The organism is Flavobacterium taihuense, assembly GCF_019351435.1.
Lineage (GTDB): Bacteria > Bacteroidota > Bacteroidia > Flavobacteriales > Flavobacteriaceae > Flavobacterium > Flavobacterium taihuense.
This window is the reverse complement of record NZ_JAHWYN010000015.1, coordinates 33,503-60,060: the sequence shown is the minus strand read 5'-3', so window position 1 is coordinate 60,060 and position 26,558 is coordinate 33,503. Positions and strand designations below refer to the sequence as shown.

26 protein-coding genes and 1 tRNA gene are annotated in these 26,558 nt (G+C 32.2%); 11 read left to right on the top strand and 16 right to left on the bottom strand.

What is annotated here, in order from left to right:
* Positions 1 to 67: 67 nt before the first annotated feature.
* Both KZH69_RS15420 and msrB read left to right on the top strand, forming a co-directional pair.
* Positions 68 to 931, top strand: a complete 864-nt coding sequence (locus KZH69_RS15420) for an alpha/beta fold hydrolase (protein WP_219318371.1) — start codon at positions 68 to 70, stop codon at positions 929 to 931.
* Between the two features lie 4 nt (positions 932 to 935).
* Positions 936 to 1,328: a peptide-methionine (R)-S-oxide reductase MsrB gene (gene msrB / locus KZH69_RS15415; RefSeq protein ID WP_219318370.1), complete on the top strand. Its 393-nt coding sequence runs from the start codon at positions 936 to 938 to the stop codon at positions 1,326 to 1,328.
* Between the two features lie 74 nt (positions 1,329 to 1,402).
* On the opposite strand, the gene KZH69_RS15410 is transcribed toward msrB, so the two are convergent.
* The 10 genes from KZH69_RS15410 to KZH69_RS15365 form a co-directional block, all read right to left on the bottom strand.
* Positions 1,403 to 1,819: a hypothetical protein gene (locus KZH69_RS15410; RefSeq protein ID WP_219318369.1), complete on the bottom strand. Its 417-nt coding sequence runs from the start codon at positions 1,817 to 1,819 to the stop codon at positions 1,403 to 1,405.
* A 73-nt stretch (positions 1,820 to 1,892) separates the two neighbouring features.
* Positions 1,893 to 2,765: a succinate--CoA ligase subunit alpha gene (sucD, locus tag KZH69_RS15405; RefSeq protein ID WP_219318368.1), complete on the bottom strand. Its 873-nt coding sequence runs from the start codon at positions 2,763 to 2,765 to the stop codon at positions 1,893 to 1,895.
* Between the two features lie 87 nt (positions 2,766 to 2,852).
* Entirely contained in the window at positions 2,853 to 3,215 is a 363-nt protein-coding gene (locus KZH69_RS15400) for a nuclear transport factor 2 family protein (protein ID WP_219318367.1), read from the bottom strand.
* Between the two features lies 1 nt (position 3,216).
* A complete protein-coding gene (locus tag KZH69_RS15395; RefSeq protein WP_219318366.1) occupies positions 3,217 to 4,146 on the bottom strand; it encodes a UDP-3-O-(3-hydroxymyristoyl)glucosamine N-acyltransferase in 930 nt (309 codons plus the stop codon).
* An 83-nt stretch (positions 4,147 to 4,229) separates the two neighbouring features.
* Positions 4,230 to 4,796 (bottom strand): elongation factor P, encoded by a 567-nt coding sequence (efp, locus tag KZH69_RS15390; RefSeq protein WP_219318365.1) that lies wholly within the window; start codon positions 4,794 to 4,796, stop codon positions 4,230 to 4,232.
* A gap of 83 nt (positions 4,797 to 4,879) precedes the next feature.
* On the bottom strand, positions 4,880 to 5,665 hold the full coding sequence (gene lpxA, locus KZH69_RS15385; protein WP_219318364.1) for an acyl-ACP--UDP-N-acetylglucosamine O-acyltransferase: 786 nt from the start codon (positions 5,663 to 5,665) through the stop codon (positions 4,880 to 4,882).
* 64 nt (positions 5,666 to 5,729) lie between these two features.
* Positions 5,730 to 7,118 (bottom strand): bifunctional UDP-3-O-[3-hydroxymyristoyl] N-acetylglucosamine deacetylase/3-hydroxyacyl-ACP dehydratase, encoded by a 1,389-nt coding sequence (locus KZH69_RS15380; RefSeq protein ID WP_219318416.1) that lies wholly within the window; start codon positions 7,116 to 7,118, stop codon positions 5,730 to 5,732.
* A complete protein-coding gene (gene lpxD / locus KZH69_RS15375) occupies positions 7,111 to 8,154 on the bottom strand; it encodes a UDP-3-O-(3-hydroxymyristoyl)glucosamine N-acyltransferase (RefSeq protein WP_219318363.1) in 1,044 nt (347 codons plus the stop codon). Before lpxD ends, KZH69_RS15380 begins: the two co-directional genes overlap by 8 nt.
* Positions 8,155 to 8,284: 130 nt before the next feature.
* Positions 8,285 to 9,514, bottom strand: a complete 1,230-nt coding sequence (locus KZH69_RS15370; RefSeq protein WP_219318362.1) for an HD domain-containing protein — start codon at positions 9,512 to 9,514, stop codon at positions 8,285 to 8,287.
* A 267-nt stretch (positions 9,515 to 9,781) separates the two neighbouring features.
* Positions 9,782 to 9,856, bottom strand: a tRNA-Val gene (locus KZH69_RS15365).
* 185 nt (positions 9,857 to 10,041) lie between these two features.
* Here KZH69_RS15365 and KZH69_RS15360 point away from each other — a divergent pair.
* The gene (locus KZH69_RS15360; RefSeq protein WP_219318361.1) at positions 10,042 to 11,829 is read left to right on the top strand and encodes an ABC transporter ATP-binding protein; all 1,788 of its coding nucleotides are present in this window, start codon (positions 10,042 to 10,044) and stop codon (positions 11,827 to 11,829) included.
* A 100-nt stretch (positions 11,830 to 11,929) separates the two neighbouring features.
* Here KZH69_RS15360 and KZH69_RS15355 read toward each other — a convergent pair whose 3' ends face one another.
* Positions 11,930 to 13,102, bottom strand: coding sequence for a proline dehydrogenase family protein (locus KZH69_RS15355; protein ID WP_219318360.1), 1,173 nt, complete (start codon positions 13,100 to 13,102; stop codon positions 11,930 to 11,932).
* A gap of 92 nt (positions 13,103 to 13,194) precedes the next feature.
* Between KZH69_RS15355 and aroB the strand changes: the two genes are divergently transcribed.
* From aroB to KZH69_RS15320, 7 genes are all read left to right on the top strand, one after another.
* Complete coding sequence (aroB, locus tag KZH69_RS15350; protein ID WP_219318415.1) at positions 13,195 to 14,262, top strand: 3-dehydroquinate synthase; 1,068 nt, start codon at positions 13,195 to 13,197, stop codon at positions 14,260 to 14,262.
* Positions 14,263 to 14,319: 57 nt separating this feature from the next.
* Positions 14,320 to 14,499 carry a hypothetical protein gene (locus KZH69_RS15345; protein ID WP_219318359.1) on the top strand — a complete coding sequence of 60 codons (180 nt, stop codon included), beginning with the start codon at positions 14,320 to 14,322 and terminating at the stop codon, positions 14,497 to 14,499.
* Between the two features lie 54 nt (positions 14,500 to 14,553).
* Entirely contained in the window at positions 14,554 to 15,951 is a 1,398-nt protein-coding gene (locus tag KZH69_RS15340) for a type III PLP-dependent enzyme domain-containing protein (RefSeq protein WP_219318358.1), read from the top strand.
* Between the two features lie 114 nt (positions 15,952 to 16,065).
* Positions 16,066 to 17,037, top strand: coding sequence for a deoxyhypusine synthase family protein (locus tag KZH69_RS15335; protein WP_219318357.1), 972 nt, complete (start codon positions 16,066 to 16,068; stop codon positions 17,035 to 17,037).
* A gap of 9 nt (positions 17,038 to 17,046) precedes the next feature.
* Positions 17,047 to 17,448, top strand: coding sequence for a DNA primase (locus KZH69_RS15330; RefSeq protein WP_219318356.1), 402 nt, complete (start codon positions 17,047 to 17,049; stop codon positions 17,446 to 17,448).
* A gap of 92 nt (positions 17,449 to 17,540) precedes the next feature.
* Positions 17,541 to 19,652, top strand: coding sequence for a DNA helicase RecQ (gene recQ, locus KZH69_RS15325; protein WP_219318355.1), 2,112 nt, complete (start codon positions 17,541 to 17,543; stop codon positions 19,650 to 19,652).
* Between the two features lie 3 nt (positions 19,653 to 19,655).
* Positions 19,656 to 20,135, top strand: a complete 480-nt coding sequence (locus KZH69_RS15320) for a DNA-deoxyinosine glycosylase (protein WP_219318354.1) — start codon at positions 19,656 to 19,658, stop codon at positions 20,133 to 20,135.
* 17 nt (positions 20,136 to 20,152) lie between these two features.
* On the opposite strand, the gene KZH69_RS15315 is transcribed toward KZH69_RS15320, so the two are convergent.
* The 4 genes from KZH69_RS15315 to KZH69_RS15300 all read right to left on the bottom strand — a co-directional run bounded on the left by KZH69_RS15315 (position 20,153) and on the right by KZH69_RS15300 (position 25,085).
* Positions 20,153 to 20,668, bottom strand: coding sequence for a DinB family protein (locus KZH69_RS15315; RefSeq protein ID WP_219318353.1), 516 nt, complete (start codon positions 20,666 to 20,668; stop codon positions 20,153 to 20,155).
* 29 nt (positions 20,669 to 20,697) lie between these two features.
* Entirely contained in the window at positions 20,698 to 23,283 is a 2,586-nt protein-coding gene (locus KZH69_RS15310) for a phosphoenolpyruvate carboxylase (protein ID WP_219318352.1), read from the bottom strand.
* A gap of 91 nt (positions 23,284 to 23,374) precedes the next feature.
* Complete coding sequence (locus KZH69_RS15305) at positions 23,375 to 23,854, bottom strand: Lrp/AsnC family transcriptional regulator (RefSeq protein ID WP_024981770.1); 480 nt, start codon at positions 23,852 to 23,854, stop codon at positions 23,375 to 23,377.
* A 76-nt stretch (positions 23,855 to 23,930) separates the two neighbouring features.
* Positions 23,931 to 25,085 carry a M14 family metallopeptidase gene (locus tag KZH69_RS15300; protein WP_219318351.1) on the bottom strand — a complete coding sequence of 385 codons (1,155 nt, stop codon included), beginning with the start codon at positions 25,083 to 25,085 and terminating at the stop codon, positions 23,931 to 23,933.
* A gap of 309 nt (positions 25,086 to 25,394) precedes the next feature.
* Between KZH69_RS15300 and KZH69_RS15295 the strand changes: the two genes are divergently transcribed.
* Positions 25,395 to 25,844 (top strand): helix-turn-helix domain-containing protein, encoded by a 450-nt coding sequence (locus tag KZH69_RS15295; RefSeq protein ID WP_219318350.1) that lies wholly within the window; start codon positions 25,395 to 25,397, stop codon positions 25,842 to 25,844.
* Between the two features lie 110 nt (positions 25,845 to 25,954).
* On the opposite strand, the gene KZH69_RS15290 is transcribed toward KZH69_RS15295, so the two are convergent.
* Positions 25,955 to 26,509: a 1-acyl-sn-glycerol-3-phosphate acyltransferase gene (locus KZH69_RS15290; RefSeq protein WP_219318349.1), complete on the bottom strand. Its 555-nt coding sequence runs from the start codon at positions 26,507 to 26,509 to the stop codon at positions 25,955 to 25,957.
* Positions 26,510 to 26,558 lie beyond the last annotated feature (49 nt).

Here is a 26,558-nt window from a genome sequence, read left to right as displayed (position 1 = left end):
CTTTTATGTTTTTTTAAATTTAGTTAAAAAAAAGTAATATTTAAAGAGTTCTCTTAATTTTATCAATATGACAAAAAACACCTCGAATCATACCAAAACTTTGAAAATTCCCAAGATTATAATACTATCCGGTAAGTTTATTGCTTTTTTGTCTACCAAATGGGTTACTGTTTATGCATCAAAATTGTTTACAACCCCAATAAAACATAAAACTCCAAAGCGAGAAATTGAAATGGATCAAAAGAGCATTCAGAAAATGATTGATGTTCCATCGATAAATAGAAAAGTCAATGTGTATGAGTACGGAAATGGTGGTAAAAAAGTATTATTGGTCCACGGGTGGTCAGGAAGAGGAACACAATTATGTAAGATTGCTGACGAACTGATAAAAGTTGGTTATGCAACTGTTAGTTTTGATGCACCAGCACATGGCAAATCGCCAGGCAATTCAACAATCATGGTTGACTTTATTGCTTCAGTTATGGAAATAGACAAACAATTTGGACCCTTTGAAATTGCTATTGGTCACTCCTTGGGTGGAATGACAGTTATGAATGCTATAAAAGAAGGATTTCAAATAAAAAAAGCAGTTATTATTGGAAGCGGTGACATTGTAAAAGATATAACAGATGATTTTATTAAAAAAATGGGATTAAAACCCGAAATAAGTAAATTATTATGCGAACGATTTGAAAGAAAATATGGCGGAAGAATGGATGATTATAGCGCATATAAGGCAGCTGATATGAGTTCGATTCCAACTTTGGTTATTCATGATGAGAATGATCCAGAAGTGCCCGTAAAAGCGGGTATTAACATTCATAAACATCTTATAAACGGTGAATTAATGTTGACCAAAAGATTAGGCCATAGAAAGATACTGGCTGATCACCAAGTAATTGAAAAAATAATTAATTTTATAAAAAATTAAAATTATGAATTATCCTTTTGTGAAAACAGAGAAAGAATGGGAAGATGAATTGGGTGCAGAACGCTATAGAATTCTTCGTCAAAAAGGAACGGAATATCCCCATACAGGCAAATACAATTTACATTTTGAAAATGGTGTTTATTGTTGTGGAGGTTGTGGTTCTCCCCTATTTGAAAGTAATTCTAAATTTGACGCTCATTGTGGTTGGCCATCATTTGATGAATCAATTCCTGGAAAAGTGGAATATATTGTTGACAATACACACGGAATGAAACGTACTGAAATTGTTTGTGCTAATTGCGGCGGACATTTAGGACACGTTTTTGAGGATGGTCCAACAAAAACGGGTCAGCGGTATTGTGTAAATTCGTTGTCCGTAGATTTTAAAGAAAAATAATTGTTTCAAAAATGGATTTAAACAAAAAATGCTTTACAATCCTGTAAAGCATTTTTTATTTGATCTATAATTTTTTAGAAAGCAACATTCCATCTTGGTAATTTACCATTTTCATCTAGAAAGTTTTGCAAAACTTGTCCCTCAACGCTAGTTGGAATCGATTTTGCCGAATCATTAAAAGTTTCAAACCAAAAAACTTCCAATGTATCGATATTTTCTTTTTTCATTTGAGCAGGCCAAGAATATTTTCTCCCTGTTTTTGCAAATTGATGACCGTTTACAATTTTATCGTATAAACCACCATTTTTACTTTTCAAGGTACCATCATTCTGAACGGTTCCTGTAGAACCAATCATTATTAACTCTTTGTCAGCATAAACAACAAAAACTCCACTTCCGGCTTCTGAAGCATTACAAACAGCTTCTAAATTATCTTCCTGTGAAAACGTAAAACTTCCTTTTACTGTAAACTTTTCTAATTCTTTGTACATATTTTTTATAATTAAAAAAATGCCTCACAAAATCGTGAGGCATTTTGGTATTTCATTTTTAAACAATTGAATACTAACCTAGTACTTCTTTTACTTTCTTTCCTATTTCAGCAGGTGAGTCAACAACGTGAATTCCGTTCTCTCTCATAATTTGTTTTTTAGCTTCAGCTGTATCGTCAGAACCACCAACAATTGCACCTGCATGTCCCATTGTTCGTCCTGCTGGAGCAGTAACTCCTGCAATGAAACCTACAACTGGTTTACGGTTACCATCGGCTTTGATCCATTTTGCAGCATCAGCTTCTAATTGACCACCAATTTCACCAATCATTACAATACATTCTGTTTCTGGATCGTTCATCAATAATTCTACAGCTTCTTTTGTAGTAGTTCCAATGATTGGGTCTCCACCAATACCAATAGCAGTGGTAATTCCTAATCCTTGTTTTACAACTTGATCTGCAGCTTCATAAGTCAAAGTTCCAGATTTAGATACAATCCCTACAGTACCTTTTTTGAAAACGAAACCTGGCATAATTCCAACTTTAGCTTCACCTGGAGTGATAACACCTGGACAGTTTGGTCCAATTAATCTAGCATTTCTTTCTTTAACATAGCTATTTGCTTTGATCATATCAGCAACAGGAATTCCTTCAGTAATAGCGATGATTACTTTTATTCCAGCATCAGCTGCTTCCATTATAGCATCTGCTGCAAAAGCAGGTGGTACAAAAATAATAGTTGTATCGGCTCCAGCTTGTTCTACTGCATCTTTTACAGTATTAAAAACAGGAAGATCCAAATGTATTGTTCCTCCTTTACCAGGAGTAACACCTCCAACAACATTTGTACCGTATTCAATCATTTGAGAAGCGTGAAAAGTTCCTTCGCTACCTGTAAATCCCTGAACAATTATTTTTGAATCTTTATTAACTAAAACACTCATGATATATTTTTTATGTAGTTTTTAAAATTGTGACGCAAAAGTAAGGCTTTTGTAATTATTTTGTACTTTTTTTTAAAATAAAAATAATTACATGACTTGACTCATTTGATAACCTCTGTATAATTTATTATCTTTTATCTCCCATATAATCATAATATGAGCTAAAAACATTTCCTCCCTTGGATTTTCTATCGTTTTTACATAATGTGAAAAACGTACCGAAACGGTATCTCCTTCTTCTACGATATGGCTAATTCTGGCTTTAGTGCGAACATAAGCTCGACTGATGTCATTAGTCAAATTTATTAATGCTTCGTAATCCATTTGAATAAATCCTTTGCTGCTATTCCAATCCAAAATACAGTCGGGATGCAAATACTCTTTCATTATCTCAGTGTTAATGAAGGCATCTGATTTATAAAAACTTTTTACAATTTCTTTAGCAGACATATTATTGTAGTTTTTTTAAAATTTCTGGGATTTTTTTAATATTTGCTAATTGCTTCAATTTTTCTCTTGATTCTTCAATTGGTGTTCCAAAATAACTTTTACCACCATCTACTGATTTTGTGACACCTGTTTGTCCAAGTATTACTGCATTTGCTCCTATAGTAATTCCACTCGTAGTACCCACTTGTCCCCAAATAGTAACTTCATCTTCAATAATTACACAGCCGGCAATACCGGTTTGTGAAGCAATCAAACATTTTTTTCCAATTACAGTATCATGCCCAACGTGAACCTGATTATCAATTTTAGTACCTTCGCCAATAGTGGTATCGCCTGTTACTCCTTTATCAATAGTACAGAGTGCACCAATGCCCACATTGTCTTTGATTACCACTCTTCCACCCGAAATTAATTGGTCGTAGCCGTTGGGTCTTTTTTTATAATAAAAAGCATCGGCTCCAAGAATAGTACCTGAATGGATAATCACATTATTTCCAATAACAGTGTGGTCATAAATGGAAACATTAGCATGAATCAAACAATTTTCACCGATAAAGACATTATTTCCTATGAATGAGTTCGGCTGAACGATAGTACCTTTTCCGATTTTTGCGGAAGCAGAAATAGAAACATTCGAATGTATAAAAGGCATAAAATGTCTTGTTAATATATTGAAATCTCTAAAGGGATCATCGGAAATCAATAAAGCTTTACCTTCGGGACACTCTACTTTTTTGTTGATTAAAACAATTGTAGCGGCTGAGTTTAGTGCTTTTTCGTAATATTTTGGATGATCAACAAAAACAATATCTCCTGATTCTACAACATGAATTTCATTCATGCCGTAAACAGGAAACAAGGCATCACCTACAAATTCACATTGAAGCAAATTTGCAATATCTTGTAGAGAATAAACTTTTGGGAATTTCATATAAAAAAGTATTCAGTTTTTAGTCTCAGTTTTTAGTTCTTAGCGCTATAAATGTGCACTGACACAGAAAACTGAAAATGAAACTATGCTTTAACACGTTCCATGTAAGAACCTGATGCTGTGTCAATTTTAATTTTATCACCTTCATTAATAAACAAAGGCACATTTACAGTTGCTCCAGTTTCAACAGTAGCTGATTTTGTAGCATTTGTAGCTGTGTTTCCTTTTATACCTGGTTCGGCATAAATAACTTCAAGAATTACAGATGCTGGCATATCTACAGAAAGAGGTAAATCTGTCTCAGTGTTGATACTTACCATAACATTTTCTCCTTCTTTTAATAGATCTGGAGAATCAAGAATGTTTTTATTCAAAGAGATTTGTTCGAAAGTCTCTACATTCATAAAGTGAAATAAATCACCCTCTGGATAGAGAAATTGAAATTTGTGGTTTTCAACTCTAACCTCGTCTATTTTGTGTCCAGCAGAAAAAGTATTGTCTAATACTTTACCATTACTCAAACTTCTTAATTTTGTTCTAACGAATGCAGGTCCTTTACCTGGTTTCACATGAAGAAATTCAATGATTTTGTAAATATCATTGTTGTATTTGATGCATAATCCGTTTTTAATATCTGATGTAGATGCCATTATTTGTTTTTGTTTTATTTATTATTTTGTTTAATCGTTCAATCGGTTATTTGCTTTTTTTTTCTAAACAATTGAACTTTTATTTAGTAATTTCCAGAATATCCTTTCATTACTCCTCTTGATGAATTTCTAATAAAATCCAATATTTCATCACGCTCTGGCGTGGCTTCCATTTCGGCTTCTATAATATCCATTGCTTGAGTTGTATTGTAATTTTTTTGATACAGAATTCTATATATCTCTTGAATTTCTCTAATTTTTTCGGTTGTGAAACCTCTTCTTCTTAAACCAACTGAATTAATTCCCACGTAAGACAAAGGTTCTTTAGCAGCTTTGGTAAAAGGAGGAACATCTTTTCTAACTAATGAACCACCAGAAACCATGGCGTGGTCACCTATATGAATAAACTGGTGCACAGCAGCCAATCCTCCAATAACAGCATAATTCCCTACAATTACGTGACCTGCCAATGCTACTCCATTGACAATTATGGCATTGTCGCCAATATGACAATCATGTGCAATATGTGCAGTTGCCATTACTAAACAATTATTTCCTAAAGTCGTTTGACCTGAAGCTATAGTTCCTCTATTGATTGTTACACATTCTCTAATTGTACAATTATCTCCTATAATTGCTAAAGAATCTTCTCCACCGAATTTTAAATCTTGAGGGACAGCAGCGATTACTGCTCCTGGAAAAATATTGCAATTTTTACCAATTCTCGCTCCCTCCATTATTGTTACATTAGAACCTATCCAAGTTCCATCTCCAATAACTACATTGTTATGAATAGTTGTAAAAGGTTCGATTACAACATTTTTGGCGATTTTGGCACCTGGATGAACGTATGCTAACGGTTGATTCATCTGCTATTTTTTAAATTAGTATTAATACGATTATGGCTCTTTTGAAAAAGGCATAAATCAAAAATTATTGCTTTCTTGCAATTTGAGCCATTAATTCAGCTTGAGCAACCAATCGTCCGTTTGAATACGCATTTGCTTGCATATGGCAAATTCCTCTACGGATTGGAGTAATTAAATCACACTTGAATATAAGAGTATCTCCTGGTAAAACTTTTTGTTTGAATTTTACATTATCAATTTTCATGAAAAAGGTAAGGTAATTTTCAGGATCAGGAACTGTACTTAAAACTAAAATTCCTCCTGTTTGTGCCATTGCCTCTACAATCAAAACTCCGGGCATTACTGGCGCATTTGGGAAATGTCCAACGAAAAAATTTTCATTCATTGTCACATTTTTCATTCCTACAACATGGCTGTCAGACATTTCTATGATTCTGTCAATCAACAAAAATGGAGGTCTGTGTGGTAGCATAGCCATAATTTTATGGATATCCATTAATGGCTCTTGATTTAAATCATAAGTAGGAACATAATTTCTTTGTTCACTTTTGATGATTTTGGCCATTTTTTTTGCAAACTGAGTATTTACGAAGTGCCCCGGTTTGTTCGCAATAATTTTTCCTTGAATTTTTGTTCCGATCAAAGCTAAATCACCAATTACATCTAACAATTTATGTCTAGCCGCTTCATTTGGATAATGTAAAGTAAGATTGTCTAAAATACCATTTGGTTTAACGGTAATTTCGTCTTTACCAAAGGCTTTCTTTAAACTCTCCATTGTTGATTCAGAAATTTCTTTATCAACATATACAATAGCATTATTTAAATCGCCACCTTTAATCAATCCATTTTCTAATAAAGATTCTAATTCATGTAGAAAACTGAAAGTTCTTGCATTTGAAATTTCAGTTTTGAAATCAGCAATAGTTTTTAAGGTAGCATTTTGAGTTCCTAATATTTTTGTTCCAAAATCAACCATAGTTGTTACACTATAATGGTCACTTGGCATAACCATGATTTCACTTCCAGATGCTTCATCGGTAAAAGAAATTACTTCTTTTACAACATATACATTTCGGTTTAATTCTTGGTCAATAATTCCGGCTTCCTCAATTGCTTCCATGAAATACTTAGAGGAACCGTCCATGATTGGCAATTCAGAAGCATCCAATTCGATTATGATGTTATCCAAATCAGATCCCATTAAGGCTGCTAAAACATGTTCTGGTGTTTGAATTTTGACACCTAATTTTTCTAGATTAGTACCACGTTGCGTATTAACCACATAATTAGCATCTGCTTCAATAATGGGTTGCCCTTCAAGATCGACGCGAACAAATGTAAAGCCGTTATTTACAGGAGCAGGTTTAAATGTCATTTTAACTTCCCTTCCAGTATGTAGCCCAACTCCAGTTAACGAAATTTCTGTTTTGATGGTCTTCTGTTTAACCATTGTTTCCATTTTTTTGGTTTAATATTTGTTTTTTTAACTCTTCTATTTCTTTTGCCAGTTTTGGTAAATTCTTAAAATGCACATACGATTTACTATAATCAGAATATCCAAAAGTTGGACTTCCTTGCAGTATTTCATTATCTTTTATGTTTCTTCCCACTCCTGATTGGGCCTGAATTCTAACATTGTTTCCAATTGTCAAATGACCGACGATACCCACTTGGCCTCCTATCATGCAATTTTCTCCAACCTTGGTAGATCCCGCAATTCCAGATTGAGCAGCAATAACGGTATTTCGACCAATTTCTACATTATGGGCAATTTGAATTTGATTGTCTAATTTCACACCTGCTCTAATAACTGTAGAACCTAATGTAGCTCTATCAATTGTCGAATTGGCACCAATATCGACATTATCTTCAATGACTACATTTCCAATTTGCGGAATTTTGTTATATGTTCCATCTTCATTTGGTGCATAACCAAAACCATCAGCTCCGATAATCGTTCCAGAATGAATTGTGCAATTATTACCAATAATTGTTTCTGAATAAATTTTGGCGCCAGCAAAAATAATCACATTATTCCCAATAGTTACATTGTCGCCAATAAAACTTCCAGGATATACCTTTACATTATTGCCTAAAACTACATTATCACCTATATAACTAAAGCTTCCTAAATATAGATTTTCACCATACTTAGCACTTTCAGAAATAAATGACGGGTTTTCTATCCCGCTTTTATTTAATTTTACTTGGTTGTAAAATTCCAATAACTTAGAAAAAGATTTATAAGCATCGGCTACCTTAATAAGTGTAGTTGTTATTGGGGATTCGGGAACGAAGGTATCATTAACAATTGTAATTGAGGCTTTTGTAGTATATATGTAATTAATGTATTTTGGATTGGATAAAAAAGTAAGCGACCCTTCTGCCCCTTCCTCAATTTTAGATAAACGGGAAACTTCGATGTTGGGATCGCCAACAATTTCTCCTTCTAATATTCCTGCTATTTGTTCAGCTGTAAATTTCATCTTATTGAATTGTATTTTTAAAAATTATAAGATGCAACATACAAATGGTAGTTTACACAATATATCATAAAAATAGATTGGCTTGGTTTATTGCGACAAAAATATAAAAAATAGGTTTTAAATGTTAATTTTAAAGCAGTTGTTTTGGAAAACAAATATAATACTTAGTTACTAACTTTGATAACGATTTCAAATTCAGTTGGTCAGATGCTTCAACGACATCTTCAATTGTCTTGTCTTTATTCAAAATTCGTATTGGTTCTGCTACTTTACTATAGGCTTGACTCTTTATTTTTCCTTTGAAAATAAAATAATTAGATTCTGCCAAAGAGATTTTATTTTGAATTGAAAAACGTTCCTTTTGTATCTGTAATTCTTCCAGCGGTACTTTATCATTCGTTAATTTTATTTTTAAAAGATCTCTATTGATAATCATTTTGCTTAGGGATGACAGAATAAAATCATCTTGATTTTCCCAAGATTTCAAAGCACTGATAATATCAAAATCATCAAGTTTCGTAAAAAGTTTTACTGTTTTTTGGTCGAATGTATCTAAAGTAACTTTGTTTTGCATAAAAAATAACAAAGGTTCGCTGCAAGGCAGAATAACACCTCTTTCTGTCAATTCTTTAGCGCGTTTTAAAACTTTGGTCAAAATTAATTCGGCTACCAAGCTCGTTTTATGTAAATAGACCTGCCAGTACATCAATCTTCTGGACATCAGGAATTTTTCAACAGAATAGATACCTTTTTCTTCAATAACCAATACATCATCAACTACATTCATCATCTGAATCAAACGTTCTGAATTGACATTACCCTCTGAAACACCCGAATAAAAACTATCTCGCTTTAAGTAATCCATGCGATCCATGTCTAGTTGGCTGGATATCAATTGCAACATGAATTTACGGTCGTATTCGCCTTTAAAGACCTGAATAGCTAGGCTCAATTGTCCTTGAAATTCAATATTAAGCTGATTCATTAATAACAATGAAATTTCTTCGTGATGTACATCTTCAACAATACTACTTTCCATTGCATGCGAAAAAGGACCGTGACCAATATCATGCAATAATATGGCGATGTATAAGGCATTTTCTTCTTCAGGACTAATGATGACCTCTTTAAAACGCAATACTTCGACTGCTTTTTGCATCAAATGCATACAACCCAAAGCATGATGAAAACGGGTGTGATTGGCGCCGGGATATACTAAATAAGATAAGCCCATTTGTGAAATACGTCTTAAACGCTGAAAATAAGAATGTTGAATTAAGTCGTAGATTAAAGCATTTGGGATTGTAATAAACCCATAAATGGGGTCATTGAATATTTTTAATTTATTTATTTGAGACACTATCAAGTTTTTTTAGGTTAACAAATATAATTAAAATACTATTTGTTTTTAAGGGCAAATCGAAAATAGGAATCAACAGTAATTGTAGTTGAGAAACACAAAAATAATAATTCAAAAGCAGTTGAGGAACTCTGAGGTTGTAACAAACTATTTGAGAACCATTTTATGAATGATCCCACTTTTTCAACTTATCACTGATCCTTCACTTCTGAATCAATGTTTCGATTTAAGGTAAAAAAAAACTTCTCAATTTCTTGAGAAGTTTTGTGGGCGATGAGGGGTTCGAACCCCCGACCCCCTCGGTGTAAACGAGGTGCTCTGAACCAGCTGAGCTAATCGCCCTATTGCGTGTGCAAATATACAACTAGAACTCGTAATTGCAAGCAATATTTAAAAAAAATCAAATAAAAAACAATGAGTTTTTCTTTTGTTACTCATTAACAGCAGTTTATTCGAAGCTGAATCTCCGTTTTTTTTTTGGTTATCATCTTCTTATAGCCTTACATTTGTATTATAAAATAAAAACAATGGCTCGATACCAAGAAAATGATTTACCCAAATCAAAAATTACTGCAAGTTCTTTGCAAAAAGCAATCCTGATTTTCAAATATGCCAACAATCATAAATGGAAATTTTATGTTGGATTGGTGTTTCTATTGCTTACCAGTGTTACTGCCCTAGCCTTTCCAAAGTTTATGGGAATGCTTGTGGATTGCGTAAACAAAAAAGATGCCCATCTAGCCAATCAAATTGCTTTGGGCTTAGGATTGGTGCTGTTACTACAATCTTTATTTTCCTTTTTTAGACTTTCCTTATTTGTCAATTTTACCGAAAACACATTGGCCAATGTTCGATTGGCTTTGTACACTAATTTGGTTAAATTGCCTATGTCCTTTTTCTCTCAAAAGCGCGTAGGTGAATTAAATAGCCGAATCAGCAATGATATTACCCAAATTCAAGATACTTTAACGACTACAATTGCAGAGTTTTTAAGACAATTCATATTGATCATTGGGAGTTTTGCTATGTTGGCCAGTATTAATATCAAATTGACCATTATGATGGTTTCGGTAGTGCCATTGGTTGGGGTTGCAGCTGTCATTTTTGGACGGTTTATTCGAAAGTATTCTAAAAAAGTACAAGATCAAGTAGCAGAAAGTCAGGTAGTGGTTGAAGAAACTATGCAAGGAATCAGTATTGTTAAGGCTTTTGCTAATGAATGGTATGAAATTGCCCGTTATAAAGAAAGAATTAAGGAAGTTGTCAAAATGGGTATTAAAGGAGGGCAATTTAGAGGTTTCTTTGCTTCCTTTATTATTATATGCTTATTCGGAACGATTGTGGCGGTGGTTTGGTATGGAGTACAATTGAGTATTGCTGGAGAAATCACGGTTGGACAATTGTTTACCTTTATATTATACTCAAGTTATGTAGGTGCTTCATCAGGTGGAATTGCCGAATTGTATGCCCAAATGCAAAAGGCTATTGGCGCTACTGAAAGAGTTTTTGAACTATTGGACGAAACTCCGGAAAAAATCAATTCAAACGTGCATATTCCTTCTATAAATAAAATAAAAGGTGATGTGACTTTTAATAATGTGGCCTTTAGCTATCCTTCCAGAAAAGAAGTCAAGGTTTTGAAAGATATTAATTTCACTGCAAATTTTGGTCAAAAAATTGCTCTTGTCGGTCCAAGCGGCATGGGGAAATCAACGATTGCCTCATTATTATTACGTTTTTATGATATTGATGGAGGTGAAATTTTAATAGATGGGAAGAATATTTACGATTTTGATTTGGAAAATCTTCGCGGGAATATGAGTATAGTGCCGCAGGATGTTATATTGTTTGGAGGAACAATCAAAGAGAATATTGCTTACGGAAAACCCAATGCTACCGATGAAGAAATAATTGTAGCTGCAAAACAGGCTAATGCTTATGTCTTTATCGAAGGTTTTCCGGAAAAATTTGAAACCATAGTTGGAGAGCGGGGAATTAAGCTTTCTGGAGGACAAAGACAGCGAATTGCCATTGCGCGTGCCCTATTGAAAAATCCATCTATATTAATTTTAGACGAAGCTACTTCATCATTAGACAGTGAAAGTGAAAAATTAGTTCAGGAAGCCTTAGAAATTTTAATGGAAGGAAGAACTAGTATTATTATTGCTCACCGTCTTTCTACCATTCGTTCTGCCGATCAAATTTTAGTCCTTGACAATGGAAAAATTAGCGAACAAGGAACACATCAGGAATTAATCAATTTAGAAAATGGTTTGTATAAGAATTTGAGTAATTTACAGTTTAGTAATTCTTAATTCCCACCTCACCCCTCTTCAAAGGATAGTTAACTAAAAAAAAACTCCAATCACCAATGATTGGAGTTTTATCTAAATTCTGTTTTCTGAAAGCTGCAATCTAAACCTTTCCTTTTCTTCTATTGCGCTCTGCTTTGATCATAGCTAGTTCGCGACTGGTTTGCCCGGCTACAGAAGTATTTTCTTCAGCACGACGAATCAAGTATGGCATGACATCTTTTACAGGTCCAAAAGGTAAATATTTAGCAATATTATAACCATTGGCTGCCAAGTTGTAACTGATGTTATCACTCATTCCATACAATTGTCCGAACCAAATTCTATTGTCATTAGATAGAATTCCTTTATTTTTCATCAGTTCCATCAATTTGTAGGTACTCTCCTCGTTATGGGTTCCTGCAAAAATTGACATTGTCTCCAAATGCTCTACCATATATAGGACAGCGGCATCATAATTGATATCCGAAACTTCTTTCGAAGCGCATATTGGTGTTGGATATCCTTTTTCTTCAGCACGAAGATTTTCTTTTTCCATGTAAGCGCCACGAACTAATTTCATTCCGATAAAAAATCCATCAGTTTTTGCTTTCTCATGTAATTTTTTCAAATAATCTAAACGGTCCCAACGGTACATTTGTAGCGTATTGAATACAATTACTTTTTCTTTGTTGTATTTGCGCATCATTTCGGTAACCAAATCATCGGCTGCATCTTGCATCCAGCTTTCTTCTGCATCAATCAACAAGGCAATGTTTTTTTTTTGTGCTTCACTGCAAACTAAATCAAAACGAGCTATTACTCTGTCCCATTCTGCTTGTTCATCTGAAGTTAAAGTTTGTTTTTCTCCAACTTTTTCATATAAATCTAAACGACCTAAACCTGTTGGTTTGAAAACTGCAAAAGGAATGGCTTTGCGCTCTTTGGCAAATTCAATCGTTTTCAATGTCATGTTAAGCGCGGCATCGAATTGATCTTCTTCTTCTTTGCCTTCAACAGAATAGTCCAAAACAGATGAAACACCTTTAGTATACATTTTATCTACTACCGAAAGACAATCATCTTCATTTACACCGCCACAAAAATGATCAAAAACGGTAGCGCGAATAAGGCTTTCAACGGGAAGGTTCGCTTTGATGGCAAAGTTGGTAACCGCTGTTCCAATACGCACTAAAGGCTGACTATTGATTAATTTGAAAAGGAAATACGCTCTATCGAGTTCTGTATCACTTTTTAATGCAAACGCAATTTGTGAGTTATTAAAAATATTATTCATTTTTTGTTATTTTTTTATGCAAATATAAAGAGAGTAAGCGAGTATAATTAGCAAAATTTGCCTTATTTTGCGCATTCAATAAAATTAAAATGATGCAATCTATTCAAGCCAATAATTATCCTGTGCATTTCAATGAAACTGGATATAAAAATCTAAACCAACACTTAAAAGAGAACAAATATTCTAATTTGTTTATAATTGTCGATAGCAATACTAATGAATATTGTTTACCTAAATTGCTTCCCTTGCTGGAAACAGATTTGACAATCGAAATCATTGAATTTAATGCTGGAGAAATTAATAAAAATATCGAAACTTGTATTGAAATTTGGAAAGTTCTAACAGAATTGGGAGCTGACAGAAAAACACTAATCATTAATATAGGAGGTGGCGTTGTAACAGATTTGGGAGGTTTTGTGGCTTCTACTTTTAAACGAGGAGTTGATTTTATACATATCCCAACTACTTTATTGTCAATGGTTGACGCATCGGTCGGTGGTAAAAACGGTGTTGATTTGGGTAATTTAAAAAATCAAATCGGTGTTATCAATACACCAAAAATGGTATTGATTGATACTCAGTATTTAGAGACAGTTCCTCAAAATGAAATGCGTTCTGGCCTTGCTGAAATGTTGAAACATGGTTTGATTTTTGATAAAGCCTATTGGGAATATTTTTTAGATTTAAAAGCAATAGACTTTGATCATTTAGATGCGCTAATTCATCGTTCAGTTGAGATTAAGAACATTATAGTGATGCAAGATCCAACTGAAAAAAACATTCGAAAGTCATTAAACTTCGGACATACTTTAGGACATGCTATAGAAAGTTATTTTTTGGAGAATGAAAAGAAAATTACCCTTCTACATGGAGAAGCTATTGCTGTAGGAATGATTTTGGAAAGTTATATTTCATTGCATAAAAATTTGATCACATTAGAAGAATACAATCAAATAAAAACGACCATAAAATCAATATATGATGATATTATTTTTGAAGAAAATGATATTGAACCAATTTTAGAATTACTGATTCACGATAAAAAAAATGAGTACGGTATGATACAATTTGCATTGATTGAAGGTATCGGCCAAATAAAAATTAATCAATCTGTTGAAAACGAATTAATTCTAAATGCTTTTCAGGATTACAAATCTTAGTTATTTTTTAATAAAAAGGATTGCTTTGCGTCTGTTTTATTTTTTACATTTGCGCCAATGAATAAGAATCAAAATACTAAATATTTTTCTACCAAAAAGAACATAAACAATAGGTCCTTCTTAAGCCTATTGAAACGGTTTTATGGTATAAAAGGAAATTTTAGTTTTGATGTTTTTCAATATTTCAAAGCCGATTACGAAAAACTACAGATTATCTATGCCAATATTAGAGTTTGAACTCATATTAATTCTATTTTTTCAATACAATTAATATAAAACTCTACATAAAAGATGAATACAAAATATTCCGATTTAATAAATCAAACATATTACTTTCCACAGGAAGAATTTAAATTAAACAAAGACAACCTTCAGTTTCATAATATAGATTTAATGAAATTGGTTGAAACCTATGGTACGCCTTTAAAGTTTACCTATTTGCCTCAAATTTCAAATAACATCAACAAAGCCAAAAGCTGGTTTCGTAAATCGATGGAAAAAAATAAATATGAGGCAAAGTATTATTATTGTTATTGTACAAAAAGTTCTCATTTTGAATACATAATGAACGAGGCTTTCAAGAACAATATTCATATAGAAACATCATCTGCTTTTGATATTAATATCGTTGAAAATTTATTAGATAAAGGAAAGATTAATAAAAGCACCTATATTATTTGTAATGGTTTCAAAAGAGATCAATACATAGATAACATTGCACGATTAATCAATAATGGCCATAAAAACACCATTCCAATCATCGACAATTACGAGGAATTAGATTTGTTGCAAGCACAAATTAATGGAAAATTCAAAATAGGAATCCGTATTGCCGCTGAAGAGGAGCCGAAATTTGAGTTCTATACTTCCAGATTAGGAATTGGATACAAAAACATTGTCCCTTTTTATAAAAAAGAAATAAAAGAGAATAAAAAATTGGAACTTAAAATGTTGCACTTTTTTATCAATACTGGTATCAATGACAATGCTTACTATTGGAATGAACTTGTAAAATGTATCAAGGTTTATGTGGCTTTGAAAAAAGAGTGCCCTACGCTTGACGGTTTGAATATTGGTGGTGGTTTTCCAATCAAAAACTCATTGGCTTTCGAATACGATTACCAATATATGATTGATGAAATAATCAACCAAATTAAAATTGCTTGTGATGAAGCGGAAGTTGATGTTCCAAATATTTTTACCGAATTTGGTTCTTTTACCGTTGGAGAAAGTGGTGGAGCTATATATCAAGTGTTGTATCAAAAACAACAAAATGACAGAGAAAAGTGGAACATGATTGATTCTTCTTTTATCACCACATTGCCAGACACATGGGCAATCAACAAGCGTTTTATTATGTTAGCAATCAACAGATGGAATGACACTTATGAAAGGGTTTTATTAGGCGGAATGACCTGTGATAGCGACGATTATTACAATTCAGAGCAAAATATGAATGCTATTTATTTACCAAAATACAATAAGGAAAAACCATTATATTTAGGTTTTTTCAATACAGGAGCGTATCAGGAAACTATTGGGGGGTATGGTGGTTTACATCACTGTTTGATTCCACAGCCAAAACATATTTTGATAGACCGTGACGAGAATGGAATACTGGCAACCGAAGTATTTTCTGAACAACAAACCGCAGAGGATGTACTAAAAATATTAGGTTATAATAAATAATGAATAAAAATTGGGATTCAGGAAATTTGATATTTATAAATTTCTTTTATTTGTAATATCCAAATCTCAAATAACCTTTTGAACATTAAATAAAAAAAAAACAAAAAAAAGAAAATGAGTAAAGGACCAATCAGTCAGTTTATTGAAAAGCATTATTTGCATTTCAATTCTGCATCCTTAGTTGACGCTGCTAAGGCATACGAACAGCAATTAGCCAATGGTGCAAAAATGATGGTGAGTATGGCAGGTGCGATGAGTACAGCCGAAATTGGAAAGATTTTTGCCGAAATAATTCGTCAGGATAAAGTTCAAATTATTTCTTGTACAGGAGCTAACCTTGAAGAAGATATTATGAATTTGGTTGCACATTCTCACTATGAGAGAGTTCCAAATTACCGTGATTTGACTCCTCAAGACGAATGGGCTTTGTTAGAAAGAGGCTTAAATAGGGTTACAGATACTTGTATTCCAGAACACGAAGCTTTTCGTCGCCTTCAAAAACACATTTACAAAATTTGGAAAGATGCTGATGACAAAGGAGAAAGATATTTTCCTCATGAATTCATGTATAAAATGTTGCTTTCAGGTGTTTTAGAAGAATATTATGAAATAGACTTAAAAGACAGTTGGATGTATGCAGCTGCAGAGAAAAATTTGCCAATAATTGTGCCAGGTTGGGAAGACAGTACAATGGGAAATATTTTTGCATCTTATGTAATCAAAGGAGATTTGAAAGCATCAACCATGAAATCAGGTATTGAGTACATGGTTTTCTTATCGGATTGGTATCCAAAAAACAGTACAAATGGAGTTGGTTTCTTTCAAATTGGAGGAGGTATAGCCGGAGATTTTCCAATATGTGTAGTCCCTATGTTGTATCAGGACATGGAAATGCATGACATTCCTTTTTGGAGTTATTTCTGCCAGATTTCAGATTCCACAACCAGTTACGGTTCTTATTCCGGAGCAGTTCCTAATGAAAAAATTACTTGGGGTAAATTGGATATTAATACTCCCAAATTCATTATTGAATCTGATGCCACGATTGTAGCTCCATTAATTTTTGCCTATTTGTTAGATTTATAAAAATTATTTATGAAAAGAGTAATAGTTGATTACGCCAAATTGACCAACGAAATTTTAAATCTTTTGGTCGAAAAATTCCCTGATGGTTATGATGATTCAGATATCATACGTTTCAGAAATGCCAAAAATGAATTAATTGAAGCAGTTGAAGTTAGAACTGAAGATACGATATATTTAGTAAAAGTAAGTACTAAATTGGCTGATAGAATTGGTAATTTTGATGAAGATGATGAAATTGATGACGTTGTAGAACCGATTAGCGGTTTAGAATTGGATGTAGATGATGCAGAAGATGATGACGATGATGATGATAATCTTGATAAACCAGATGTTGACGGTGATGATGACGATGAAGATGCTGATGATAAGGATATTGCCGATGACGAAGATGATGAAGATGACGAAGATTAATTCTATAATTTTTTATAAAAAATAAAAATAAAAGGAGCTCTGTTTTGAGTTCCTTTTTTTATTAGATTTATCTTTTTAAAATATACGCCAAAATGACTACAGATCTTTTACACGCGAAACTCAAAGAAAATTTTGGGTTTGAAAAATTCAGACCTAATCAGGAAAATATTATCAATTGTATTCTTTCTGGGAAAGATACTTTGGCCATTATGCCAACTGGAGGTGGTAAATCTATATGTTTTCAACTACCTGCTCTAGTTTTACCAGGAATTACCATTGTTATTTCTCCGCTAATTGCCTTGATGAAAGATCAAGTTGATAGTTTAAAAGCCAACGGAATAGCGGCATGCTTCATTAATAGTAGTCAATCCGGTGAAGAGCAACAATTGCACATTCAGAATTTAAAAGACAATAAAGTCAAACTGGTTTATGTAGCTCCGGAAAGTTTATCTTTTTTGGAAAATGTTTTCAATCAGGTAGTTGTGAGTTTAATTGCTATTGATGAAGCGCATTGTATCTCCGCTTGGGGTCATGACTTTAGACCTGCTTATACTAATTTGGGATATTTAAAAAACCGCTTCCCTTCTACTCCAATCTTAGGCTTGACCGCAACTGCAGATAAAGCAACGCGCACAGATATTTGTAACCAATTAAATTTAAGTAGTCCTAAAATTTTCATTTCCTCTTTCGACAGAAAAAATCTAAGTCTCGAAGTAAGACCAGCTTTGGATAGAGTAAAACAAATTATAGATTTTATAAAAAACAAACCGAATGAATCGGGAATTGTATATTGTTTAAGCAGAAAGACTACGGAAGAACTTTCCGAAAAATTACAAAAAATCGGAATTAATGCCAAATCCTATCATGCAGGTTTGGACAATAAAATACGTGCAAAAACGCAAGATGAATTTATCAACGATGATTGTCAAGTCGTTTGTGCAACTATTGCTTTTGGAATGGGAATCGATAAATCGAATGTGCGTTGGGTCATTCATTATAATTTACCAAAAAATATTGAAGGCTATTATCAAGAAATTGGAAGAGCCGGTCGTGATGGTTTACCATCGGAAACTGTTTTATTCGAAAGTTATGGTGATATGATTCAATTGCAAAAATTTGCTTCAGGAGGATTGAACGCCGAAGTACAATTAGCAAAATTGGAAAGAATGAAACAATATGCCGATGCTTTGAGCTGCCGCAGAAAAATATTGCTTTCCTATTTTGGTGAATTAGTTTCCGAAAATTGTGGAAACTGTGATATTTGCAAAAATCCTCCCGCTTTTTTTGACGGAACCATAATTGCCCAAAAAGCGTTGTCTGCTATAATCCGTTTGCAGGAATCTGAAGCCTTGCCTATAGTTGTTGATTTTTTGAGAGGTTCCAAGAATGTTTACATCTTTGAGAAAGGATATCAAAATTTAAAAACGTACGGAGTTGGTGCCGATATTTCTTGGTATGACTGGAATCAATATCTTATTCAATTGATAAATCTGGGATATTGTGAAATAGCTTTCCATCAACAGAATAAAATAAAATTAACTCCTTTTGCCAATAAAGTTTTGTTTGAGGGTGAAAAAGTACAGTTGACAACTGTACAAAAAATTAATAAGGAAACTTCTGAAATTAAAACTGCGAAAACTAAATCTGCAACAAATTCTCTTTTTGAATTTCTCAGAAAGCTGCGCTCAGAAATTGCTAAAGAAGAAGAAGTTCCGGCTTACGTTATTTTTAATGATGCAACATTGAGACAGTTTGAAATTCATAGACCAATGAGTGACTCAGATTTTTTAGCTATTGATGGAGTTGGGAAAGTAAAACTCGAAAAATACGGTGATGTATTTATAAAAGCGATTATTGAATTTCAAAAAATTAAAAATCTTAGAGCGAAAAAAGAAAGTACTACTTATAAAGAAACTTTGAAAATGTTTCAAAACGGAATGACCGTTGAAGATATTGCAGAAAAAAGAAAATTAGGAGTGCCTACGATAATTTCGCATCTAGCCAAATTATACAATGATGGCCATCCAATAGATTTCAGTATTTATATTAATGAACAAGAAATTTCAAAAATTGCAAAAGCAAAAATCAAACTAGAATCTCCATCTGCTTTAAAACCTTATTTTGATTTTTTTGAAGAGCAACTTTCCTATGATAAAATCAGAATTGGATTGGCAATACTTGAAAAAGAGAATGTAGCACTTTAGTTTATGACAATATATTCATTTCCTTATTTTATAGATTCAAAGACTGAAATATTAATTTTGGGAACAATGCCAGGTGTAGTCTCACTTACTAAGCAGGAATATTATGCAAATCCAAGAAATCATTTTTGGAAAATAATCTATACTCTGTTTGATGGATTACCGATTCCAGAAAATTTTGAAGAAAAAGTTAAATTTCTTCAAGCGAACAAAATTGGTTTATGGGACGTTTTAGAAAATTGTGAAAGAAAAGGAAGTTTGGATATTCACATCAAAAATCAAAGGGAAAATGATTTTGAAACTTTATTTAAGCAATTTCCATCAATTGCCAAAATCATTTTTAACGGAAAACAAAGTCATGCTTTTTTTTCTAAGAGATTCGGACAAATAGAAGGCATTACGTATTATGTAATGCCTTCGACCAGTCCAGCTAATACTATGATTTTTGAAAATAAGTTAAAAATTTGGTCAAACTGTTTTAAATAAAACCAATTGTTAAAAAACTACAAATATCTTTCTATAAAAACTTTTTGATGATGTTTCATGTGTCCAATAATTAAAAAGCCCAAAGCTCTTACAGAAACCTCATGGTTGGAAGCAATTCCAATTCTTCTTAATTGTTCATCAGAAAAACTTTTGAACATTAACAAGTTAGAATGTCGTACGGCTGAAAACTCAGTTAACAATTCTTGAATGCTTCTACTTTTTGCATCGGTATTGTCAACATAATCATTTTCTTCAAATCCTGGCAATGGTGTTTTGTCATTTCGGGAAATTCGAAGAGCTCGATATGCAAAAATTCTTTCCGCATCTATGATATGTTGAATAATTTCTTTGATAGTCCATTTTCCTTCGGCATAACTATAATCAAATTTATCCAATGGAATATTTTGCACAAATTTTATGAAATCATGCAGACTAATTTCTAATTCTTCAAATAATTCAACGTTCTCAAGAGCATTTATATAAGTCGCATTGAATTTTGAATATTCATTTACTGGCAATTGATTTGAATTCATATTTTTATTTTTTAGGAATTTGAAAACAATTATGCAGAGTTTCTACTGGCATTTGTATTTCCGAAAAGAGAACGGGTTACAATTTTCTCATATACTTTTATCAAGTTTAAATCTGGATTATCTTCTTTGTTCAATTCATTAATTTTAAGTAAAGCATATTGTTGTATTGTTAACAATGGCAATACAATACGCTCTCTCATTTGAATAGAAGCTATACCATCAGGATAGTTCTCCATTAGCTCGTTATGACCCGCAATTTTCAACAACAATCTTTTGGTTTCCAAAAATTCGTCATAAATAATTTGCCAGAAAGCTCCAAATTCTGGATCCTTACTCATATAAGCTGTCAAAGGAAAAAATGATTTTGCCAATGACATCATACTGTTTTCCAACAACGTTTTTACAAATAAAGAATTGTTGTATAAATCCTGAACTTTCATCCATTGATTGGTATCTTCAAAATGTTTTAAAGCAGAACCTACTCCAAAAAATCCCGGTACATTTTGTTTCAATTGACTCCAAGATCCAACAAATGGAATGGCACGCAAATCAGCAAAATCAAGGGTTTCAGACTTGCTCCTTTTTGAAGGGCGGCTTCCAATATTAGTTTTTGCATAATATTTCAGCGTACTCATTTGCTCTAAATATGGAATAAATTTAGGATGATTTTTGAAACTTAAATATTTATCATATCCCAAATCTGCCATTTGATCCAATATAGTTTTTTCGTCAACAGTTAATTCATTTTGTCCTTGATTAAATACCTGATTGGCAACACCAGCACTCAAAAGATTTTCTAAATTATATCGACAAGAATCTAATGTTCCAAAATTAGAACTAATTGTTTGTCCTTGTATTGTGATTTGAATTTCATTGTTTTCTATGTTAGGTCCCAATGAAGCGTAAAATTTGTGTGTTTTTCCACCACCACGAGCTGGAGGTCCACCACGTCCATCGAAGAAAATCGCATGTATTCCATATTTTCTGGAAATTTCAGTCAAAGCTTCTTTGGCTTTATAAATACTCCAGTTTGCCATCAAATAGCCACCATCTTTTGTTCCGTCAGAAAAACCAAGCATAATGGTTTGTTTATTTTCTCTATTTGCTAAATGTTTAGCATATTCTGGATTAGTATATAATTTTTCCATCACCAAATGTGCATTGTGCAAATCATCGACAGATTCAAATAATGGAATAATATCAACTGTTGCATTTTCCCAATTACATAATTTGAAAAGGGCAAAAGTTTCCATTACATTGAGAGCACTTTCATTATTACTAATGATATAACGGTTGGCACCAAATTCTCCATTTTTTTCTTGAATGATTTTAATGGCTTGAATTGATTCTACGGTAGATCGTGTCATTTCATTTTCAAAATCGGCAGAATCTAAGCTTCCTTTTACAGATGACAAAATTTCAATTTTTTCGTCTTCGGTTAATTGAAAATAATTCGCCGGAAAAATATTTGTCTTGGATTTAGAATAATAATCTACAACATCATAAAAAACACTTTGATGAATTTTACTGTTTTGTCTAATATCTAAAGTAGCAAAATGAAAACCAAACAAATTCAATCGAATAAGCAAAGCATCAATTTGATCTACGTAAAGGGATTGGTGTTGCTCAATTATTATTGTTTTTATTTTATTTAATTGTGTTTTAAATTCCTCTAGGGTGATAAAAATTTCACCTTTAGAATAAAAAACCGAACGATACAATTTTTGTTCCAACTCCATTACTAGAGAATCGACACCTGGAAAAGTAAGTTTTCTTTTAAGGTTTCTTATTTCAACATAATAGCATTTCAAAATTGAAGTTCTTAAGCGTTCGGCAACTTTCAACGTGATTTCTGTTGTAACAAATGGGTTTCCATCACGGTCACCTCCTGGCCAAAATCCAAGTTTAATCAAAGGGTTTTTTATAGATTCCCCTTCAAAAACATTTTTTTGCAAATAATGAACCATTTCCCCTGAAGTGTTATAAAACACATTTTCAAGATACCAAATCAAGCTTACCGCTTCATCAAAAGGGTTGGGTTTCTCATTTTGTATAAATGGAGTTTTACCCAATTGAGCTAATAATTGTTTGATTTCCAATAAATCGTTTTTGCGAATAGCTTCGGTTAGATCGTTTATAATTCCCAAAACTGGTCCAGGGTAAAATTGTGTTGGATGTGCGGTTAGGACTGTGCGAACATTAAAATTTTCTAAAAAATGGATAAGTTCTTCTTTGTTGTCTCTAACATCTGATTTTTCCTTTATATCACGCAGCGAACCTCTTCCTTCCATATTGTTAACAACAGGAAAAGCAGCATCTTCAATAGCATCAAACAAAACAATTTGGCGTTCAATATATTGTATAAAGTGAAACATCAAATTAATCTTATCTTTTTCGGTTGCGCTAGTCAAATATTTGTCTGAAAAGAAATCAAATATTTCTTTTGGAGTTTCTTGTTTTTTGAAACCATTATCACAAAGGTCAGTAAAAATAGGCAACAAAACTCCTGTATTATCAACAGAATCAAATGGTAATGTTATAAAAACACTATTGTAAATATGGTATTTAGATAGAACATTTTGATTGAAACGCTCTATTTTTGGTAACGTATACATAATTATACTATTAGTTTAATGGTTGGTTAATTTGGCATAAAAAAACCCCAAGGTTACACTTGAGGTTATATTTATAATATACATTCAAGGATTACATTTCTTTGAAAATGGTATGCATCAAGCGCTTTTTGTCATTTATACTTTCCTCAAGTGAAATCATAGTTTCGGTTCTATATACACCTTCAATATCATCAATCATAAAAATAACATCTTTGGCATGTTTAGTGTCCTTAGCTCTGATCTTGCAAAAAATATTGAATTTTCCAGTGGTTACAGAAGCAACAGTTACAAAAGGAATCTCATTAATACGCTCTAAAACAAATTTAGTTTGAGAAGTATTATTAAGAAAAACACCTACGTAGGCTATAAATGAATATCCCAACTTATCATAATCAAGGACCAAAGAGGATCCCATAATGATACCGGCATCTTCCATTTTTTTAACTCTAACATGAACCGTTCCAGCTGAAATCAATAATTTTTTAGCGATGTCAGTAAACGGAACTCTTGTGTTGTCTATCAACATATCTAAAATCTGGTGATCTACTTCATCTAAACGAAACTTACTCATAATTCTTTTATTATATGGTTATTTGATACTAAAAAAGTTAAAATTATAAATAAAAATTAAATAAACTGCGAAAAAATTAATTTATTATTTTTCCGTTAACAAAGAAAACTTCTTCATTAAAATTGAAATCTGCTTTTTGATTTGCATTTGGATAGTTATTATAAGAATCTTTATATAATGCTCCTTTGGCATCGTACTCATAATGACCAAAATACTCCTCTAAATCACCTACTTCAACTATGTAAGCATTAAAATTTATTTTATTTTCAATTAACTCTTCTTTATACTGAGCAACAAAATTCGTGATTATTTCGATACCATCATAATTTATTTTGACATTTTTATACATAAAATCAAAAAAAACGACATTATTCTGAGGAATGTTTAAATATTTATCATTTATATTGCTAACTATATCGTTTTCGCTAAGAATAATAAAACTCGAAATCAAGGCTATAAAAATGTATTTTCGGGTTACTTCTCTCTCGTAATCATTAGGAAAATGACCTGCTTCAAACAATAATGTGGGTACTCCTAAATATTGAAATGTATCTCCTATACAGTTAATATTGAAAGAGTCATCAAAACGTCCTACTTGTCCTGGAATATAGTTTTGCAAAATTTCATTTATGCCAGCTATCAAATTAATGGCTTTTAATCTTGATTCATTAATCTCACGTTCTTCATTATAAGAAGGAGCTAAAAATGACACAGTAGCTGGTTTCCCAGTATTGGCGACACCAAAAATAGTACGTTGATCATGAAGATTAAAGCAATAATCGGGTTTAAACTCTTCAAAAACAGCTCTTAGTATTTTACTTTCGGGTTGTGTTAGATTTTGAGAATCCCGATTTAAATCAATATCATTTGCATTCGCGCGGGTGTACAATTTGGCTCCATCAGGATTTAACATTGGAATACAATAAAAAGTAAAGCTGCTCAAAAGTTGCTTAGCCAAATCGGATCCATTATTCAGGAGGTTTATGAAGTCAAATAATGCTTTTGTGGTTGTGCTTTCGTTTCCGTGCATTTGAGACCAAAGATAAATTTTTAACTTACCGCTTCCTTTTTTGTAACTATAAATAGGTTTTCCTAAAACAGATTTCCCAATTATCTGTACATCATTTTTTAGAGATTCACGCTTTAATATTGGCTCAATATTTTCCAATGTGATATAACGCCCTTGAATCGTATTTTCTTTATTTTTATTAAATAGTTGTTCTAAATCCATGCTATAATATTTAATTTACAAAAGTAAACATCTTTATATTTACAATTGTAAATTATAAAATTTAATATAAAATTAAGTTTGTAAACAGTTTGCATAGCATTTGTTTGAGTGCAATATTACTAATGTAACCATTAGTCGTTATTTTTTAAAATTGGATATAATCAAATACATATCAATTGATTATGTTTATTAGTGACACTATAGCTTTAAATGAAAAATGAATAATAAGCCAATTTAACATTGTGAATTAGGTAGCCTCAGTCCTTTTGATTACATTTGTAAATACATCAATTTGAAACGCAATTTACAATGGTGAACACAGATGATTTCATAAAAAGATTGGAGATTATACTCGATTATTATAGCCTTAACGCTTCCTCTTTTGCGGATAAAATAGGCGTACAACGTTCTAGTATGTCTCACCTCCTCTCCGGCAGAAACAAACCAAGTTTGGATTTCATCTTAAAAATTGTTGAATTTTTCCCTGATGTAGATCTGTATTGGATATTGAATGGTAAGGGTATTTTTCCGAAAAATTCAGTAGAAATTGAAAATTTAAATACGAATATAGGTATTACAAATTTAGAGTCTTCTACTCCAATCGATTTGTTTTCTCAAATTCCAACTTCGAAAGAGTCAAATGATGATCAGACCAAAATGAAACAGATTTTAACTTCTGTCAAAAACGAAAATTGTGATGAAATAGAAAAAATTGTCTTCTTTTATAAAAATGGTACTTTTAAAGTATATACCAGCTAAATCATTTTAAAATCTGCTTTCAAGCTATATAGTACTAAATTACTGAGAATTCAATATTCTTTCCAAGAATCAAAAAAAAATATTTTAGGAGATTCTCACGAAGTTGGAATTTAAGTTACTTTGAATCCCTTTTCTGGAATTTTTCCTTTGGCATTTATAAAATGTTTGTTCAAAATCGTTAAATCGGATTCTATAGTGCCTGTTGGATAAAATGGATTTCCAAAGGCTACTATCTTTTTTTCAAAATTTATGGACACAGGAATGATTGGAACATTTGCTTTTAGGGCGATGTAATAAAAACCGGTTTTGAGCTGTTCTACTTTTTTGCGCGTTCCTTCAGGCGACAATCCTAATCTAAATATTTCTCTAGAGTTAAAAATACTAACAATAGATTCTACTTTGTTTAATCCACCAGTTCTATCCAGTGGAGCACCTCCTAAAGATTTGAAAAAATACCCAAAAGGAAAACGGAATAATTCTTTTTTTCCTACCCAATTGATGTCAATACCTATTGCGCCTCTACAAATAATGGCAACATAAAAATCATGCCAACTGGTATGTGGCATTACCATCAATACAGATTTTTTTATTTGTTCATCTAAGCTTCCTTCTATTTTCCAGCCCATTAAATCACCAAAAATCCATTTATAGATTTGTTTCTTCATTTGTCTTCAATTTTATACAAATTAAATAATTATTATCTTATTTTTGATA